Annotated in this window: 11 protein-coding genes; 6 read left to right on the top strand and 5 right to left on the bottom strand. The window is 65.4% G+C overall.

From position 1 onward, the window contains the following. Positions 1-1,320, top strand: a complete 1,320-nt coding sequence (locus DNX69_RS23960; protein WP_110788519.1) for an adenylate/guanylate cyclase domain-containing protein — start codon at positions 1-3, stop codon at positions 1,318-1,320. 12 nt (positions 1,321-1,332) lie between these two features. Here the strand turns inward: DNX69_RS23960 and bcsS are convergent, their stop codons facing one another. The 3 genes from bcsS to DNX69_RS23945 form a co-directional block, all read right to left on the bottom strand. Next, positions 1,333-2,214, bottom strand: coding sequence for a cellulose biosynthesis protein BcsS (gene bcsS / locus DNX69_RS23955; RefSeq protein ID WP_234827066.1), 882 nt, complete (start codon positions 2,212-2,214; stop codon positions 1,333-1,335). Positions 2,215-2,334: 120 nt separating this feature from the next. Next, positions 2,335-2,592 (bottom strand): hypothetical protein, encoded by a 258-nt coding sequence (locus DNX69_RS23950; protein WP_110788760.1) that lies wholly within the window; start codon positions 2,590-2,592, stop codon positions 2,335-2,337. Between the two features lie 143 nt (positions 2,593-2,735). Further along, positions 2,736-3,542: a DUF72 domain-containing protein gene (locus DNX69_RS23945; protein ID WP_110788518.1), complete on the bottom strand. Its 807-nt coding sequence runs from the start codon at positions 3,540-3,542 to the stop codon at positions 2,736-2,738. Positions 3,543-3,793: 251 nt separating this feature from the next. Here DNX69_RS23945 and DNX69_RS23940 point away from each other — a divergent pair, with 251 nt between their 5' ends. From DNX69_RS23940 to DNX69_RS23925, 4 genes are all read left to right on the top strand, one after another. After that, the gene (locus DNX69_RS23940; protein WP_110788517.1) at positions 3,794-4,930 is read left to right on the top strand and encodes a glycosyltransferase; all 1,137 of its coding nucleotides are present in this window, start codon (positions 3,794-3,796) and stop codon (positions 4,928-4,930) included. Then, positions 4,927-6,423, top strand: a complete 1,497-nt coding sequence (locus DNX69_RS23935; protein ID WP_110788516.1) for a glycosyltransferase family 39 protein — start codon at positions 4,927-4,929, stop codon at positions 6,421-6,423. The genes DNX69_RS23940 and DNX69_RS23935 overlap by 4 nt, the downstream gene beginning before the upstream one ends. A gap of 120 nt (positions 6,424-6,543) precedes the next feature. Beyond that, positions 6,544-7,761 (top strand): NAD(P)/FAD-dependent oxidoreductase, encoded by a 1,218-nt coding sequence (locus DNX69_RS23930; RefSeq protein ID WP_110788515.1) that lies wholly within the window; start codon positions 6,544-6,546, stop codon positions 7,759-7,761. Between the two features lie 312 nt (positions 7,762-8,073). After that, on the top strand, positions 8,074-10,185 hold the full coding sequence (locus tag DNX69_RS23925) for a TonB-dependent receptor (RefSeq protein WP_165825319.1): 2,112 nt from the start codon (positions 8,074-8,076) through the stop codon (positions 10,183-10,185). Positions 10,186-10,309: 124 nt separating this feature from the next. Here the strand turns inward: DNX69_RS23925 and DNX69_RS23920 are convergent, their stop codons facing one another. Then, positions 10,310-11,206, bottom strand: a complete 897-nt coding sequence (locus tag DNX69_RS23920; RefSeq protein ID WP_110788513.1) for a sugar kinase — start codon at positions 11,204-11,206, stop codon at positions 10,310-10,312. A 334-nt stretch (positions 11,207-11,540) separates the two neighbouring features. Between DNX69_RS23920 and DNX69_RS23915 the strand changes: the two genes are divergently transcribed. Then, complete coding sequence (locus DNX69_RS23915; RefSeq protein ID WP_110788759.1) at positions 11,541-12,392, top strand: VOC family protein; 852 nt, start codon at positions 11,541-11,543, stop codon at positions 12,390-12,392. A gap of 21 nt (positions 12,393-12,413) precedes the next feature. Here the strand turns inward: DNX69_RS23915 and DNX69_RS23910 are convergent, their stop codons facing one another. Then, positions 12,414-13,958 (bottom strand): L,D-transpeptidase, encoded by a 1,545-nt coding sequence (locus tag DNX69_RS23910; protein ID WP_207803186.1) that lies wholly within the window; start codon positions 13,956-13,958, stop codon positions 12,414-12,416. Positions 13,959-13,968 lie beyond the last annotated feature (10 nt).

The following is a 13,968-nucleotide window of genomic DNA, read 5'->3' as shown; positions in this document are numbered from 1 at the left end:
ATGCAGATGCGGTGGCGGCTGGCTGCGAAGGTGCCGCGCAAATCGTCATTGAAGGAAGAGGTCGGCGGCGCGCTTACGCGTGAAATCCTGCGAACTGAATTGCTGCGCGTCAGGGTTGTGCTGGTCACGGTGTCGCTGTTGATGGCGACGATGGTGAGCGGCTATTGGCTGTTTCCGACCGAGATCGAAACGATCTGGCACGGCAAGTTTTCGTTTGCGCAACTGCTGGTGTCGTTCACGCCATTCCTGGTGTTCGAGACCTATCTGATGGTGCTGCTGCGCCGTCGGTTTGCGCAGGGCAGCGATCTGCCGGTTTGGCGACGCTATGTCGGTGTGCTGGTCGAAACCAGTCTGCCGACCGTCGGCATCTATCTGCAGATGGATACGATGGGGGCCAATCAGGCGCTCGCCTTCGCGGCACCGTTGGGTTATTTCATCTTCATCATCCTGTCGACGTTGCGTCTGGATTTTTGGCTGTCGACCTTCACCGGCTTCGTCGCCGCGGCCGAACTGCTCGGCATCGCGATGCTGTACCAACCGCCGGGCTTCGCCGACCATCAGCCGCCGGATTTCGCCTTCCACTTCATCCGCAGTGTCATCGTGTTCACGTGCGGCATGCTCGCCGGCGGTGTCGGGTTGCAGCTGAGGCGGCAGTTCGAGTCCTCACTGGTGGCGGTCGATGCACGCGATCACGTGACCAATCTGTTCGGTCAGCACGTCTCGCCGCAGGTGGTCGACAGACTGCTGTCCACCGGCACCAGCGGCGCGGGCGAGGTCCGCAAGGTGGTGGTGATGTTCGCGGATTTTCGCAACTTCACCGCCGGTGCGCGCGAGCGGTCGCCCGATCAGGTGGTGGCACGACTCGACGAAGCCTTCGCGATCCTGGTCGAGATCCTCGATCGTCACGGCGGCATCGTGAACAAGTTTCTCGGCGACGGCTTTTTGGCGCTGTTCGGCGCTCCGATCGAGGATGCGGCCGCGGCCTCGCAAGCGGTGGCGGCCGCCCGCGAGATGATCGCCGCGATGCACAGCCACAATGACGGGCACGACTGGCCGCTGCGGATCGGCATCGGCATCCACACCGGCGACGTCGTGGTCGGCAATGTCGGATCACCGCGCCGCAAAGAATACACGGTGATCGGCGACACGGTGAATTTCGCTTCGCGGCTGGAGTCGTTGAACAAGGAGTTCGGCACGCAGCTGCTGATTTCGTCGGCGATGCGCGATGAAATCGGAGCGGCGGCCGCCGATGCCTCGCTGATCGGCTATGTGCCGGTCCGTGGCTATGCCGAACCGCTGGCGGTGTGGCGGATCGATTAGCAATGCGCTTCGCTACGGCCGGAGCTGAGCCCCCATCCGCATATAGACACCGCCTCTGCCAAAGCTGTCGCGGACGTAGCCGGCGGCAGCTGACCATTCCAGCGCGGCGATCCGCAGGCCGCTGAGATGCAGTCCGATCCGGGTCTGTCGACTGAACTCGTCGGCCGAGCCGGACATTTCCGGCCCCCACCAGAACATGTCGAGCGCTCGCCGTCCTGCGGCGATGCGCGTGCCGTAGCTGCTCGCCACGGTGGTCGCGTAGAACGAATAGGTCAGCATCGTCTCCGGCGTCGGCTCGGCCCAGCCCTCTATCGCGATCCGCAGGCCGCCATGACTGCCGCGCCAGCGTCTGTCGCGGATGTCCGGGGTCGAGGTGCGATGTTCGAGATCAGGACCGGCGAGGATCTTCAGCTCGAACTGACCGACCTTGAACCGCCAGCCTGCCAGCACGGAGGCGCGGGAGATGTCGCTGACATAGACGAAGCGCGTGGTCTGATAGCGTTCGAGAGCTTCCGAGGCCTGCAGACGGATCACCCATCCGTTCTCGGCCGGCCCGATGCCGGACCATTCGGCCCCGCCATAGAGCGAGACCCCGTTGCGCCAGACGTCCTGGCCGCCGAAAAGCAGCGCGTGGTTCGTTGCCTCTGCCGCGCTTGGGCGGCCGGTTTGGATCACGGCCAGATCGGCAAGATCGTTTCCGTCGGGAAGATCGCCCCACAGTCCGTCGTCGTCGGTTGGGTCGAACCAGGTCGCGTCCGCGGCCGGTGAGCCGAGCGGTGCAGTCAGTGCGGCAGGCGACGGCAGCTCTTCGGAAGCCTCACCATCAAGGGTGGGCTCGAATGTCTGGGATTGGGCGCCGTCGGGGTCTGCGACCAAGATCGCGATCAGGCTCAACGCGCCGATCCACCCAACGCAACGCACCGTCCGGCCACCCAACGCAACAACTTTTAAGAGAATTATATATACATATAACTCACGGTTGTCGAGGTTGTCCAGCCGGGACGGTGCTTGGAATTAATCAGGCTGCGGTTCGTGCTGATCGCGGCGCGTGATCGCGTGTTCGAGTTCGACGGCGAGCTGACGATTGATATCGGCCATACCGTCGATATAGGCCTCGGACAGCGACAGCCCCTGCGGAGCGTTCGGCGCGGCGCGAGCCTTGGTTTCGAAATGGTGGCGCAGGATCGTCGGCGAGGGATGCGACTTGATCAGCGCATTGGCGAAGTTGAGCAGGGCCTTGATCTGCCCGTTCATGAAGTCGATTTTGTCCATCCGAAACCGGACCCTTTTGTTGAGGTAGTACATGCGCCCGAGCCTATGGGGCGCGCACGATCATCCCATTGATTGGCCGCAAGGCTTTGCGGTGACGCAATGTCGCGCGTCACGACCGCTCACTTGGCCGTGTTTGCCGCAGTTTAGCCGACGAGTTTGATCAGCTCCATCGCGGCGGCGGGGGCGCGTACCTTGCCTTCATGAATCACATAGGCGAACACATCCCGCTTTCGCGATTTCTCAGGTGCCGGATCGACCTTCGGCAGATCGTCCGGTTCGCCGCCGCCCGCCCAAAGCTGCAGCCGCCGCGCCCATGCCGACAGCGCCTTTGCCGGATAGCCGGTAGCGATGTCGTCCTTGCCCTTCTGCAGCCGCGCATAGACGAAGTCTCCGGTCACATCGGCGATCTCCGGATAGATCGCGTGTTCGGAGTACACGACCGGAATGGCGTGCTCGCGCAGCAGCGCGATGAAGGCCGGCGTCTTGAAACTGTCATGCCTGACTTCGACGACATGCCGCAGCTTGCGGCCGTCGAGTTCACGCGGCAACAGTTCGAGAAATTTGCCGAAGTCGGCTTCGTCGAACTTCTTGGTCGGCGCGAACTGCCACAGGACCGGGCCGAGCCGGTCGCCGAGTTCGAGCACGCCGGAATGATAGAACCGTTCGATGCTGTCGCCGGCTTCCGCCAGGATCTTGCGGTTGGTCGCGAACCGCGGCCCTTTGAGCGAGAACACGAAGTCCGCCGGCACCTCGCTCGCCCATTTGCGAAAGCTCTCCGGCTTCTGCGAGCCATAGAACGTTCCGTTGATCTCGATCGAGGTCAGCTTCGAGGCGGCGTATTCCAGTTCGCGCCGTTGCGGCAGCTTGTCCGGATAGAACACCCCGCGCCACGGCTCGTAGGTCCAGCCGCCTATCCCGATCCGGATATTGCCCGCCTGCGCTTTCTTCATATCTCCCCCTTGCGAATGCCGTGTCCCGTTCCTATCTTGGTTGCAACGGCGACGTCGATGCTCCGAGATGGAGCGTGCGACGCCGAGACGACCACTGAATAGTAGGGAGCGCCGGATGTACGCGCACCTGTTGTTCGTGGTCGTTGACCTTTTTGGGGGCCTCACGCCACCCGATTTCCCTACATTTCTGGACGGATTCGGGCCGCGCTCGCCTTGGCAGGGTCGGGGGCGGCGGCTATACGCATGGCGCAATGATCGATGCCAGTCCAGCCGCGGTTGCGACCCGTGCCCAGCCTGCCGCGGTTCCGCTGCAGCTCTCGGTGGTCGTCCCGACCTTCAATGAACGTGATAATGTCGAGCTGCTGTTCCATAAATTGGAGGCGGCGCTCGCTGGCGTGGCGTGGGAGGTCGTCTTCGTCGACGACAATTCTCCCGACGGCACCTGGCAGGTTGTTCGCGACATGGCGCAGCGCGATTCCCGCGTGCGCTGCATTCGCAGAATTGGCCGGCGCGGTCTGTCGGGCGCCTGCATCGAAGGTATTCTTGCGTCCGGCGCGCCGTTCGCCGCGGTGATGGACGCCGACCTGCAGCACGACGAGACCCAGCTTGCCAAGATGCTGTCGCTGCTGGAGAGCAACGCTGCCGATCTCGTGATCGGCAGCCGCTACGTCGAAGGCGGCAGCGCCGACAGCTTCAACAAGCAGCGCGCCGGGATCAGCAGCATCGCCACCCGGGTCGCGCAGAAGGTGCTGAAGATCGAGGTCGCGGACCCGATGAGCGGCTTCTTCATGATCCGCCGCGACCGCTTCGAGCAGCTCGCACCGCAGCTTTCGACCCAGGGCTTCAAGATCTTGCTCGACGTGATCGCGACCGCGCGCGGCAGCCTGCGGATCGTCGAAGTGCCGTTCACCTTCGGCTCGCGGCTGCACGGCGAGAGCAAGCTGGATTCGATGGTGGCGCTGGACTTCCTTGGACTGGTGCTGGCGAAGTTCAGCCACGACGTGCTGTCGCTGCGCTTCATCCTGTTCGCGTTGGTCGGCTCCACCGGCGTCGTGGTGCACTTCGCCACGCTGTTCGTGGTGCTGAAGCTGTTCGAACAACCGTTCGCAGAGGCGCAGGGCGCCGCCGCGCTGGTGGCAATGACCAGCAACTTCATTCTCAACAATTTCCTGACCTATCGCGACCAGCGCCTCAAAGGCTTCGCGATTCTGCGCGGCCTGCTGCTGTTCTATCTGGTGTGTGGCGTCGGTCTGCTCGCCAATGTCGGCGTCGCCTTCGCGGTCTACAACGAACACATCACCTGGTGGCTGGCGGGGGCGGCCGGTGCGCTGATGGGCGTGGTGTGGAACTACGCGATGTCCGGCCTGTTCGTCTGGCGCAAGCGATGAGCGACGCGATACGGCGGCCTCCCGTCGCCACGATCCTGATCGTCGTCGGGCTGGTCGCGCTTCGGCTGGTCGCCGCGGCGGTGACGCCGCTGACCTTCGACGAGGCGTATTACTGGACCTGGTCGAAGAATCTCGCGCTCAGCTATTTCGACCACCCACCGATGGTGGCGGTGGTGATCAAGCTCGGCACGCTGATCGCCGGCGATACCGAGTTCGGCGTCAGGGTGGTGTCGATCCTGCTGGCGCTGCCGATGAGCTGGGCGGTGTGGCGCGCCGCTATTCTATTGTTCGACGACGAAGGCATCGCCGCCACCGCGACCCTGCTGCTCAACGCCACCATGATGGTGTCGGCCGGCACTACCATCGTCACCCCCGATGCGCCGCTGCTGGTGGCATCCAGCTTCGTGCTGCTGGCGCTGGCGCAAGTCGCTGCGACGGGCAGGGGCGTGTGGTGGCTCGCGGTCGGCGTCGCGGTCGGGCTGGCGCTGCTGTCGAAATACACCGCGCTGTTCTTCGGCCCGGCGATCCTGATCTGGCTGTTGTGGGTGCCCTCGATGCGGCGCTGGCTGCTGTCGCCCTGGCCGTATCTCGGCGGCGTGATCGCGTTCGCGCTGTTCTCGCCGGTGGTGATCTGGAATGCGCAGCACGATTGGATTTCCTTCGTCAAACAGTTCGGCCGCGCCAAGCTCGGCGGGTTCGAGCCGCATTTCCTCGCCGAGCTGATCCCGACCCAGTTCGTGCTGGCGACGCCGTTCGTGTTCGTGCTCGGGGTGATGGGCCTGATCGCGCTCGGCAAGCGGAGCACGGGACCTGCGGCCTCGCGCGTTCTGGTCGCCGCCACGGTGTGGACGATCGCGCTGTATTTCGCCTGGCAGGCGCTGCACGACCGGGTCGAGGCGAACTGGCTGAGCCCGCTGTATCCGGCGTTTGCGCTCGCCGCTGCCGTTGGGGCCGCCTATCCGCATTGGAAGCCCGGCCTCGCGCGTGTCGTCACGGTGTGCCGGCGCTGGGCGGTGTCGACCGGCGCGGTGCTGTTCGCGCTGGTCGTCGTCCAGGTCAATACCGGCGCGCTGACCGGCTATCGTCGCGACGCCACGGTGCGGTCAGTCGGCGTCGGCGTCCCGCAGATGGTGGCGGAGATCGATCAGGTGCGGCGGCGGATCGGCGCCAGCTGCGTGCTGACCGACGATTACGGCACCACCGGCTGGCTGGAATTCTATCTGCCGCCGGGTACCTGCGTGGTTCAGCGCGGTGAACGGTTCCGCTGGCTCGCGGCCCCGGCGCCAACTCCTGAGCAACTCGCCGGTCCGCTGCTGGTGGTAGGCGTCGAGAACGCCGCGGCGCGGCCGGATCTGCAGGCCGCTTTCGCCAAGATCGAGCGGGTCGGCGCGGTCACCCGCTCGCGTGGACCGCTGCTCGTCGATGCGGTGCCGCTCGACATGCTGTCGGAGCCGAAAGGGCCGATCCTCGATCAGCGTCCGCCGATCTACTGACGCGGTCGGGTAGCCGCCCGGCAAACCTGCTGACCTGTGGTGGCCGAGTATGCTACAGGCTGGGTCGATCCCCACCTTCCGCGCGTCCGCCGCGCCGATCCCAACTCAACGAGCTCAACGATGAACGACACGGTCTTGATTGCTGGAGCCGGACACGCCGGATTTCAGGTCGCCGTATCGCTGCGCCAGGCGAAATACGCCGGGCGTATCGCGCTGATCAACGACGAAAAGCACCTGCCGTATCAGCGCCCGCCGCTGTCGAAGGCTTACTTGAAGAGCGGCGGCGATCCGAACTCGCTGATGTTTCGCCCGGAGAAGTTCTTCCAGGATCAGGCGATCGAGTTGATTTCCGACCGGATGGTGTCGATCGACCGTGAGAGCCGCAAGCTGCTGCTCGCCTCCGGCACCGCGATCGACTACGGCCACCTCGTGCTCGCCACCGGCGCGCGTAACCGGATGCTCGACGTGCCCAACGCCTCGCTGCCGGATGTGCTGTACTTGCGCACGCTCGACGAGAGCGAGGTGCTGCGGCAGCGGATGCCGGACAAGAAGCACGTCGTGGTGATCGGCGCCGGCTTCATCGGTCTCGAATTCGCCGCCACCGCACGGGCCAAGGGGCTCGAGGTCGACGTCGTCGAGCTGGCGCCGCGGGTGATGGCGCGTGCGGTGACGCCGGAGATCTCCAGCTACTTCCACGACCGCCACAGCGCAGCCGGCATCCGCCTGCATTACGGCGTCCGCGCCACCGAGATCGAAGCCGATGGCGACCGCGTCACCGGCGTCGCGCTCAGCGACGGCCAGACGCTGCCCTGCGATCTCGTCGTGGTCGGCGTCGGTGTGCTGCCGAACGTCGAGATCGCCGCTGCTGCGGGGCTGCCGACGGCGGCCGGCATCATCGTCGACCAGCAGCTTCTCACCAGCGACCCGAACATCTCGGCGATCGGCGATTGCGCGCTGTTCGAAAGCGTGCGGTTCGGCGAGACGATGCGGGTGGAGTCGGTGCAGAACGCCACCGACCAGGCGCGCTGCGTGGCCGCGCGTCTGACCGGCGACACCAAGCCGTATGACGGCTATCCGTGGTTCTGGTCGGACCAAGCCGACGACAAGCTGCAGATCGTCGGCCTGACGGCAGGCTTCGATCAGGTAGTGATCCGCGGCAGCGTCGCCGAGCGGTCGTTCTCGGCGTTCTGCTACAAGGCCGGCAAGCTGATCGGCATCGAGTCCGTCAACCGCGCCGCCGATCACGTCTTCGGCCGCAAGATCCTGCCGCTCGACAAGTCGGTGACGCCGGACCAGGCCGCCGATCTCAGCTTCGACCTGAAGAAGGCGGTGGCGTAGTTCGGTGCCGCACCCTCAGTGCGATTAGATAGAATCTAGCCGTCGCCTTATTGCCGGAACCGCCCCCGTTATCTAGCCACAATGGCGATATCGGGGGACCCTATGATCATCATCAACCATCGACGATACGTGCTTCTCGGCGCAGCGACCACCATCGCGTCGCTTTGGTTCTGCAGCGTCCCCTCTCTCAGCCGAGCGCAGACGGCACCGTCGACCACGCTGCCGCCGGTTTCTGTCGACCCGCCTCGACAGCGCGAACGCGCCACGACTGTTCGCACGCGGTCGGCAGCGCCAAAGCGCGCCGGCCGCGTTGTGCCCCGACAATCCGCCGAACGGCCTCCGGCGGCCAGACAGGCCGCCACGGTCGGGACCACGCACACGATTGGCGATCCGCCGCCCGCTTACGCCGGCGGGCAGGTGGCGATCGGCGGCCGAGTCGGTCTTCTCGGCAATCTCGCCTACGCGAACTCACCGTTCAGCGGCGTCTCGTACACATCCGAACTGATCAGGAATCAGCAGGCCACCAGCGTCGGTGACGTGCTGCTCAACGATCCGACGGTGCGTGTCGCGCAAGGATTCGGCAATTTCGCCGAGCTCTACATCATCCGCGGCTTTCCGCTCTACGGCGATGATCTTGCCCTCAACGGCCTGTACGGCATCGTGCCTCGCCAGTTCGTCGCAGCGCCGATGGTCGAACGGGTCGAAATCCTGCGCGGCGTCAGCGCCTTCGTCAACGGCGCGGCACCCGGCAACAGCGGCGTCGGCGGTTCGGTCAATCTCGTGCCGAAGCGGGCCCCGTTGTACGACCGGAACAGCCTCACCGTGGGCTACGAGAGCTCGGGTCAGGTCGTCAGCACCATCGACGTGGCGCGCCGGTTTGGCGATTTCAAAGAATGGGGCGTTCGTGTCGGTGCGATCGGGCGGACCGGAGAGACGGCGGTCGACGGCCAGGATCGAAGGCTCGGCGCCGCATCGCTCGACGTCGACTACAACGGCGAGAATGCGCGTTTCAGCGCTGATCTCGGCTATCAGGATCATCGGCTCGACAGCCCGCGGCCGCAGGTCGGACTGACTGGCGCGCCGCCCAGTCCGCCGAAGGCCGACCAGAACTATGCGCAGCCGTGGACATACGCGAAGGATCGCAATCTGTTCTTCGTCACCCGCGGCGAGGTCGACCTCACCGAATCGGTTACGGCGTGGGCTTCGGCTGGCTTCCGGTTCGGCGACGAAGACAATGTCCTCGCAAATCCGAAGGCGACGTCGACCGGCACCTTGAGCGCCTATCGGTTCGACAACGTTCGAAAAGACACGGCCTTCTCGGGTGATGCCGGTGTGCGAGCCACCTTCGATACCGGCCCGGTGGGGCATCGCGTGGTCGTGTCGGCGGCCGGAACCACGCTCGATTCCAAGAACGCGTATGCGTTCTCCAATTTCGCGGGGTTTGCAGCGGGCACGCTCTACAATCCCATCAGTGTCGCGCCTCCCGCGGCGAACTACCTTCTGGGCGGCATTCTCGCCGATCCTTTGACGACGGAGAAGACGCGCACGTCGAGCTTCGCCGTCGCCGACACGATGTCGTTTCTAAGCGAGAGCGTCCTGCTGACGCTCGGCGGTCGCTACCAGAAAGTATCCCAGGACACGTTCGACTATAATACAGGGGCGCTCGGATCGGCTGCCGAGGGGTCGGCGGTCACACCGGTAGTCGGGTTTGTGGTGAAGCCCCTCCGCGGTGTGTCGCTTTTCGCCAACTATGCCGAGGCGCTTCAGCGCGGCGGAATCGCACCGGCGACCAGCGGTGGGCAGGTCATTCGGAACGCCGGTGAGGCGCTCAGTCCCTATGTCAGCAAGCAGTACGAGGTCGGCGCCAAGTTCGACGGCGGCAATTTCGGCGCGACGCTCAGCCTGTTCTCGATCACCCAGCAGCAGGCGATCGTCGAAAACCAGATCTATCAGGCGGCTGGAGAGCAACGAAACCGGGGCGTCGAACTGTCGTTCTACGGCGAGCCGGTGAAGGGAGTGCGGCTGCTCGGCGGTGTCACCGGCATCGATCCCAAGCTGCAGAACACGCAAGATGGACTCACCAATGGCAACTACGCCGTTGGCGTGCCGCGGTTTCAGGGCAATCTGGGCGCGGAATGGGATCTGCCCTTCATCCCCGGCATGACCGTCGACGGCCGGCTGATCCACACCGGCAAACAATACACCGACACGGCGAACATCTATCAGGTCGACGGCTGGACGCGTCTGGATCTGGGTTTGCGCTATGCCACGGCCTGGAACAAGACGCGCGTCACCTATCGTTTCCGCGTGCTCAACGTGGCCAACGAATCCTATTGGGCCTCGGTCGGCGGATATCCTGGAGCGAACTACCTTGTGCAGGGGGCTCCTCGAACCTTCCTGGCCAATATGAGCGTGGACTTCTAAGCCAGCTGCAATTGGCGGCACGAAAGCGTCTTCCAGTAACGTGGAAGCCGCTTCGCGTGCGGAAAGCGCATCAGAACAAGCAAAGCGGCGTTCCGGTTCTGATCAAATCAGAACCGGACCTTTTCTAGTCCGCGGCCGCCGCGAACTCGCGCTTGACGGCTTCGATATCGGCCACCGTCGGCAGGCCGGCTTCGTTGCCGAGCCGCTGGATCTTGAAGGTCGAGGCGGCGCGGGCGAATTCGAAGTGGTGCTGCCAGCTCTGCGCCGGGTTGTTCAGGTACGAGAACACATAGGCGCCGTGAAACACGTCGCCAGCGCCGTTGGTGTCGATCACCCGTTCGCGCGGGATCGGCAGCGCCGGCAGGGTCCGCACCGTGCCGGCTTCGTCGTACCAGTACAATCCGCGCTCGCCGAGCGTGATGCCTCCGACCCGGCAGCCGCGCGACTTCAGATAGTCGAGCATCTTCTCCGGCGTCATGTCCATCTGTTCGCACAGCCGCTCGGCGACGATCGCGACGTCGATGAACTCCAGAAGCTCGTGGGTGTTGGTCCGCAGGCCGCCGCCGTCGAGCGAAGTCAGGATGCCGGCCTCGCGGCAGAGCTTTGCATAGTGGATCGCAGCATCAGGCTGATGGCCATCGACGTGCAGGGCGCGGCAGGGGCCGAGATTGAGCAGCGGAAACGGGTGGATGTGCTCGTCGTCGCGGCAGCGCACGATGGCGCGCTTGCCGTCTTTCGGCATGATGAACGACAGCGACGACGAGGCGACCTTGCGCGGGTGAATCTCGATGCCGTATTTCGCGCTCATGTCCATGAACATCCGCCCCAGCCAATCGTTGGCGATGGTGGCGATCAGGTCGGGCACGATCCCGAGCTTGGCGCAGCAGAATGCCGCAGTCACTGCGTTGCCGCCGAACGACACCGCATAGTCGGACGCGACGTGCTTTTCGTCGCCGGTCGGCAGGTGGTCGGTGATGAACGTGACGTCGATATAGGTCTGTCCGATGAAGAGTGCTTGCATGAGAGTCCCGAGGCTGCGACCTGTTCTGGCGCGTTCAGCATAGCATTGCCGTTCGCTGCGCATTCGCTAAAATTTTCCGCAGGATCACAACTGATACGACAGCGATTTCGCCGAGAATCCGGTCATAACGGTGTGCGTGCTGCCTTGTTCCGGGCAGCCGCGGTCAGGGAGGCGAGGGTGGCGGTTGGGTGCGAGCGGACGGCTCACGGCATGGCCGGTGACGGCGACACCTCGTTATCGTCCGGGGTTTGCATGCCGATGAACCGCCGTGACAAACCCGATAGCATCGCACAGCAAATCACCGCGTGGGGGCGGTGCTTGCGAGGGAATGTCCATGATCAGCGCGATTGATCATCTCGTTGTCTTGGTCAGCGACCTTAACGAGGCGGTCGCGACCTACCAGACGCTGTTCGCCCGCGCGCCGGCTTGGCGCGGCGGCGACGACGGCTCCGACAACGTCCTGTTTACTCTCGACAACATGTCGCTGGAATTGATGGCGCCGTCCGGCAGCGGACCGACCGCCGAGCGCCTGCGCACGCTGATCAAGCTGCAGGGCGAGGGGATCGCCAGCCTGTGTTTCCGAGTCGCCGATGTCGCAGCAGCGCACCACCGGCTGGAGCGGGTGGCGTTGCGGCCGACGCCGGTCGCCGAGGTCGAGGGCCGCGATCGGACGACCGGTGCCACGTTGACATGGAAGCGCACCCGGGCCGCGACCGAGGCCACCCGCGGGGTGCGGCTATTCTTCCTCGAACTCGGCTCCGAGCGGCCACATTCGCCGGTGACCGGGCCGTCGCCGGTCGTCGGATTGGATCATTTGGTGATTTCGACATCGGCTCCCGAGCGTGCCGCGGCCCTTTATGGAGCCAGGCTGGGGCTCGACATGGCGCTGGACCGGTCGCAGCAGGACTGGGGACGGCTGATGTCGTTTCACTGCGGCGATCTCAGGATCGAGGTCGTGCACCGCCCGGTCGCGGGTTCGGACGCCGAGCATGACAAGCTGTGGGGCGTGGGCTGGCGTGTCGACGACGTCGAGGCGTCCCGCGAACGGCTGATCGCGGCCGGCCTGACCGTCACCGCGTCGCGGGCCAGCCGTCACGCCGACACCCGTGTAGTGACGGTGCGCAGCGGCACCAACCGGATTCCGACGCTGCTGGTGCAGCGAATGTCGGCTCCAACGATGGCGTGACCAGCGCGTGACGCTGGCGCGTCACCACCAGCTCGATTGCGGCTGATAGTAATAATCGCCGCCGCGCCGACGAGGGGCGGAGCGGCTCTCCATCCGGCGGGGGAAGCCGTCGCTCGACCAGCCGTTGTCCCAGCCGCTGTTGTTGTCCCAGCCGCCGTCGCCCCAGCCGTCGTCGCTCGCCACCGGCACCTCGCGCGTCGGCTTGCGGGTGATGAAGCCCCCCTGCGGCTGATCGCTCAGCACCGCGACGAACTCGGTGCGATAATTGGTCTCCGCGCTCAGCGGCTCGTCCGAGATGATGATCGACGAGCGCGGCTGCGCGGTCGGGGCGATCCGCTCCAGCACCTCCGGCGGAATCGTGATGCGATCGAGCGCGCTCTTGGCGTCGTCGGCGTTCTCGATCGACACCGCGCTCCAGCGCAGGCCGGAATCGCCGCGTGCCATCGCGGTGAAGATGTGAGTGCCGATCGGCCGGTCGGGATCGCGGATCGTCACCGGGACCTCGATCGAGGCATCGAACAGCTCGCCGCCGTCCGGCAGCGGCTTGTGGGTGTTGCGCCGGACGTAGAGCTTCTGCGTCGCGCGGCTGATGTAGATCGACACCGGCTCCATCGCCAGCTTGGCGTCGGTCGCCAGCTTCGCGGTCTCCGCCTTCTGCGCCGCCGCGGCTTTCGCGGCCTCCTTGGTGGCGGTCATGGAGGCCTGCTTGGCATCGGCGTCGGCTTTGGCGGTTTCGAGCTGGGCCGCGGCCTCGCCCAACTGCTCCGCGGCCTTCTGCTGCCGCTCTTCCGCCTTGGCCTTGGCCTCGTCGGTCTTGGCGGCGATCAGCACCTTGTCGGCGGCCTTCAGCGCCGCTTCGGCACGCGCCTTGGCGCGCTCCAGCTTGCGCAGTTCGCCCTTCAGCGGCTTGACGGCGCGGGCGGCCGCGGCCGCGGCGGTCTTGGCTTCGTCGGCGGCCTGGGCGGCCTGCTCGGCCTCCCGCGCCGCCGTCTCGGCTCGCGCCGGCGCGGCGGCGAGCGCATCGGCGGTCGGGGAAAACAATACCGGGTGGCTGATGTCGACCGGGGCGGCATCGTCCGGGGACACGATCACCCGCATCCCGATCTTGGCCTTGTCGAACACCCGCTCGGCGAAGCTATAGGGCATCCGCACGCAGCCGTGCGACGCCGGGTACCCGGGCAGCGGGCCGCCATGCAGCGCGACGCCGTTCCAGGTGATGCGCAGCATGTTCGGCATCCAGGCGTCGTCGTACATCGTCGAGCGGTGGTCCTTATCCTTCTCCACCACGGCGAACACGCCGGCCGGGGTCTCGCGCCCAGTGGTGCCGGTCGAGACCGGCGCGCGATAGATCCAGCCTTCGGAGTCGTACAGCGTCACCCGCTGGCTCTTGATCGACACGATCGCCATGATCGGCTCGCCGGCTTCCCGCGGAGCGGTCGCTTCGGTGGTTGCGGCAGGGCGCGCCCGTTTGGCGCTGGCGTCCGGTGTCGGTGCTGTGACGGCGAGCAGCGTCGCCAGGCCGAGGAGGGTGGGCGTTTTGAAACGCCGCAAGGCGCCATGCTTCATCGTCGATCGA

Source organism: Rhodopseudomonas palustris, from assembly GCF_003226555.1.
Lineage (GTDB): Bacteria > Pseudomonadota > Alphaproteobacteria > Rhizobiales > Xanthobacteraceae > Rhodopseudomonas > Rhodopseudomonas palustris_I.
The sequence above is the reverse complement of the archived record's forward strand: the minus strand, read 5'-3'. Positions and strand labels throughout refer to the sequence as shown.

Excerpts from the sequence above, each read along its gene's own strand:
- DNX69_RS23940 (WP_110788517.1), top strand. The coding sequence starts at position 3,794 with ATGATCGATGCCAGTCCAGCCGCGGTTGCGACCCGTGCCCAGCCTGCC.
- DNX69_RS23935 (WP_110788516.1), top strand. The coding sequence starts at position 4,927 with ATGAGCGACGCGATACGGCGGCCTCCCGTCGCCACGATCCTGATCGTC.
- DNX69_RS23930 (WP_110788515.1), top strand. The coding sequence starts at position 6,544 with ATGAACGACACGGTCTTGATTGCTGGAGCCGGACACGCCGGATTTCAG.
- DNX69_RS23950 (WP_110788760.1), bottom strand. The coding sequence starts at position 2,592 with ATGGACAAAATCGACTTCATGAACGGGCAGATCAAGGCCCTGCTCAAC.
- DNX69_RS23920 (WP_110788513.1), bottom strand. The coding sequence starts at position 11,206 with ATGCAAGCACTCTTCATCGGACAGACCTATATCGACGTCACGTTCATC.
- DNX69_RS23910 (WP_207803186.1), bottom strand. The coding sequence starts at position 13,958 with ATGAAGCATGGCGCCTTGCGGCGTTTCAAAACGCCCACCCTCCTCGGC.
- DNX69_RS23945 (WP_110788518.1), bottom strand. The coding sequence starts at position 3,542 with ATGAAGAAAGCGCAGGCGGGCAATATCCGGATCGGGATAGGCGGCTGG.
- DNX69_RS23960 (WP_110788519.1), top strand. The coding sequence starts at position 1 with ATGCAGATGCGGTGGCGGCTGGCTGCGAAGGTGCCGCGCAAATCGTCA.
- DNX69_RS23915 (WP_110788759.1), top strand. The coding sequence starts at position 11,541 with ATGATCAGCGCGATTGATCATCTCGTTGTCTTGGTCAGCGACCTTAAC.